Source organism: Mesorhizobium sp. M7A.F.Ca.MR.362.00.0.0 (assembly GCF_004023175.1).
In the GTDB taxonomy this organism is placed as follows: Bacteria; Pseudomonadota; Alphaproteobacteria; order Rhizobiales; family Rhizobiaceae; genus Mesorhizobium.
Map to the genome: position 1 here is coordinate 13,565 of NZ_RZTF01000113.1, position 3,200 is coordinate 16,764.

Annotated in this window: 4 protein-coding genes and 1 pseudogene; all 5 read right to left on the reverse strand. The window is 62.7% G+C overall.

Features of this window, described 5'->3' with window-relative positions; all coding sequences use genetic code 11:
• Positions 1–839 (reverse strand): aminotransferase class I/II-fold pyridoxal phosphate-dependent enzyme (locus EOC06_RS42650; RefSeq protein WP_245469652.1); only part of this gene is annotated, 839 nt, incomplete at its 3' end.
• 225 nt (positions 840–1,064) lie between these two features.
• Positions 1,065–1,586, reverse strand: coding sequence for a CoA-binding protein (locus EOC06_RS16085; protein WP_128308228.1), 522 nt, complete (start codon positions 1,584–1,586; stop codon positions 1,065–1,067).
• Positions 1,573–2,337 (reverse strand): GNAT family N-acetyltransferase, encoded by a 765-nt coding sequence (locus EOC06_RS16090; protein ID WP_128308229.1) that lies wholly within the window; start codon positions 2,335–2,337, stop codon positions 1,573–1,575. Before EOC06_RS16090 ends, EOC06_RS16085 begins: the two co-directional genes overlap by 14 nt.
• The gene (locus EOC06_RS16095; protein WP_127412014.1) at positions 2,334–3,116 is read right to left on the reverse strand and encodes an AAA family ATPase; all 783 of its coding nucleotides are present in this window, start codon (positions 3,114–3,116) and stop codon (positions 2,334–2,336) included. The genes EOC06_RS16090 and EOC06_RS16095 overlap by 4 nt, the downstream gene beginning before the upstream one ends.
• A 13-nt stretch (positions 3,117–3,129) precedes the next feature.
• A pseudogene (locus EOC06_RS45005) lies at positions 3,130–3,200 on the reverse strand (VOC family protein); the annotation flags it as partial.

A 3,200-nucleotide genomic window follows, 5' to 3' on the forward strand; every position in this document is an offset into this window, starting at 1 on the left:
GCGTTGAAGGGCGAGATCGCCGGACCGAGATCGCGCAGGCCGAGCACGCGCGCGGCAATGGCGAAAGCGAAATTGCCGAAGGTTTCGTGCAGGACAAGACCGCCATATTCGGGGCGCGGTTCCGACAGCATCGGGTATTTGCCCGACTTCGACCAGTCGAAGGTGCCGCCGTCGACGATGGCGCCACCGATCGAATTGCCGTGGCCGCCGATGAACTTGGTCAGCGAATGGACGACGATGTCGGCGCCATGCTCGATCGGCCGGATCAGGTAGGGCGAAGCCAGCGTGTTGTCGACGATCAGCGGCAGGCCATGCTTGCGCGCGATGTCGCCGATCTTCTCGATGTCGACGAAAGTGCCGCCCGGATTGGCCAGGCTTTCGATGAAGATCGCCTTGGTCCTGTCGTCGATCTGGCTCTCGAAGGTCGAGATGTCGTTGGTGTCGGCCCAGCGCACCTCCCAGCCATAATTCTTGAAGGCATGGCCGAACTGGTTGATCGAACCGCCATAAAGCTTGTTGGCGGCAACGAAATTGTCGCCCGGCTGCATCAGATTGTGGAACACGATCACCTGCGCGGCGTGGCCGGAAGCGACCGCGAGTGCCGCCGTGCCACCTTCGAGGGCCGCCATGCGCTCTTCCAGCACCGCCTGCGTCGGATTCATGATGCGGGTGTAGATGTTGCCGAAGGCCTTCAGCCCGAACAGCGACGCGGCATGGTCGGCATCGTCGAAGACGAAGGAGGTCGTCTGGTAGATCGGCGTGGCACGCGCGCCGGTCGCCGGATCGGGCTTGGCACCGGCATGGACGGCGAGCGTGTTGAAACCTGGCGTGCGGGTCACTGAAAACCTCCCTTTTGAAACTCTTGAAATCGCCGGGCATTCTTGGCGAAGCATGAGCGCGAATGCAAAGAAGAAAATGCCCTTCGGCGAACGATCTGCGGCCGAGGCCCGAGAAAATGCACTGGTCTAAGGAATAATTTTGCGCCCAAGGCGCATTGCGCATCAGGCCTTGCTTTTGGTGCACGTCGTTATCCCAAAACCGCCGCGCACTTTTAGCGACGTGTCCTACTTCTGGCGCACGCCAAAACTCTGGAATCCCGACCGCATCAGCGGCTTCTTCGACGACAGCACACCGGAATTGACGCCGGTCCAGCCGATCTCGCCGGACAGCTTGCCGTATTCGATTTTGGGGCAGCGGTTCATCACCACCTTGATGCCGGCGGCCTCGGCGCGTGCGGCGGCCTCGTCATGGCGAACGCCAAGCTGCATCCAGATGACTTTCGGCAAGGGATCGAGCCGCAACGCCTCGTCGACGATGCCGGGCACCGCCGCCGGCGCGCGAAAGACATCGACCATGTCGATTGGCTCGAGAATATCGGCGAGCCTCGCATAGGTCATCCGGCCGAGGATCTCCTTGCCGGCCTGGCCAGGATTGATCGGAAACACCGAAAATCCCTTGGCCAGCAGATATTTCAGCACGAAATAGCTTGGCCGCACATCATTGGCGGACGCGCCGACCATGGCGATGGTCTTCACCGAATTGAAGATGCCGGCGATGTAGGTGTTGTCGTAGCTATCGTGGTTCATGCGGCTTCCTGCGGTAGTGGTATCGGTAGAGTTCACGGCTGAACCCAAGCGAGGCATAGAGAGCGCGAGCCGGCGTGTTGTCGACCACCACCTGCAAGCATGCGGCGTGAACCCCTGCCCGCCGCGCCCAGCCGATGAGGCCGCCGACAGTCTTGCGGCCCAGACCTTGCTGCCTGAAACGGCCATCGGTTTCAACCGATTCCACCACAAGCAGGCCATTGCGGATGACGCCATAGGCCAAGGCGGCAATTTCGCTGTCGCGTTCACAGGATACGAACGCCCGGTCGCCGACGATCAGCCCGGTCATCTCGCGAAAGATGCGGCACTCGGCGTCGTCAAAGGTCCCCATGCGGAACCGCGCCGCGAGCCAGTCCTCGCCCGGCACCTTCGAAACGGTGACCTGCTCATCGCGGACTTCAGCCAGGTCGCCGATCCCGGCATGGAGATGGATCGTGCCGCCTTCCGGCTGGTAGGCGCGACGGTCAAGCGCGCTTTCGAGCTCGCCGGCGATGTCGGGAACCCGAAACAAGGGCGTCTGGCTGTGGCCGATGTAGAACGACTCGGCGGCGTCGACGACCGCGTCAGGCACGCCACGCTTGCCGCGCAAGGGATTGGCCGCATTGGTGCGCCGGATCCGTCCGCCCGATCGCCGCAGGAGCCAGCCATCAACGACCGTCTCGGTGGCCGCCGGCCAGCCTTCGCGGCACGCCTGCTCGACGCGCCAGTTGAGGTCATCATCGCCGGCGCTCACGCGTCATCCTCCCGCAGCGCTTCCTCCATAAAGGCCTGCGGATCGGTGCAGAAGTCGCGCATCATGCGAAAATGATCGGTATCGCTGAAATCCGTGGGATCGAGCCCGAAGCGGCTGATGCGGAACAGCCGCGCACCGGGGCAAGCCATCAGCAGCGGCGAATGCGTTGCCATGATCACCTGCGCGGTGCCCGACTGGTCCATGCGCCGCAGCATCTTGAGCAGCTCGATCTGTCGCGTCGGAGACAGTGCACTCTCGGGTTCGTCAAGGATGTAGATGCCCTGCCTGCGGCAGCGCTCCTCGAAAAACCGGATAAAACCCTCGCCATGCGACCAGGACAGGAAGTCCGGCGGCGGCGGCCTGAACGGATCTTCCAGCGCCGCCTGATCGAGATAGCGCGCCACGGAATAGAAGGATTCGGCTCGGAAGAACCAGCCGGCGGTGACTTTCGGCAGCCAATGGCCGCGAAATGCGTTGGCCAGCGCGGCACCGCTCTTGTCGATGGCGCTGGAATGGTCGACCGGCCTATATCCCTTGCCGCCGCCGGCTTCGTCATAGCCGGCCAGCGCACCGATCGCCTCGAGCAGCGTCGATTTGCCGGTGCCGTTCTCGCCGACGATGATGGTGATCGGCGTGGTGAATTCGAGCTCGAATTCGTGGCCGCGAAACAGCGGCAGGTTCCAGGGATATTTTTCCCAATCCTCGACCCGCTCGGGGGCGAGCAGGATGCGCTTCAGATAGGGAGCTTTAAGCCGCGTCAGCTGCTTGCGATGGGCCATCAGCCGGTTCGTATCATTTGGGCAGCGAAATCGTGCCGTCTTCCGCGATCGGAAAAGCCGGATTGTGCGCCACTTCCCAGACAT

Coding starts and splice junctions, on each gene's coding strand:
- EOC06_RS16095 (WP_127412014.1), bottom strand. CDS start 3,116: ATGGCCCATCGCAAGCAGCTGACGCGGCTTAAAGCTCCCTATCTGAAG.
- EOC06_RS16085 (WP_128308228.1), bottom strand. CDS start 1,586: ATGAACCACGATAGCTACGACAACACCTACATCGCCGGCATCTTCAAT.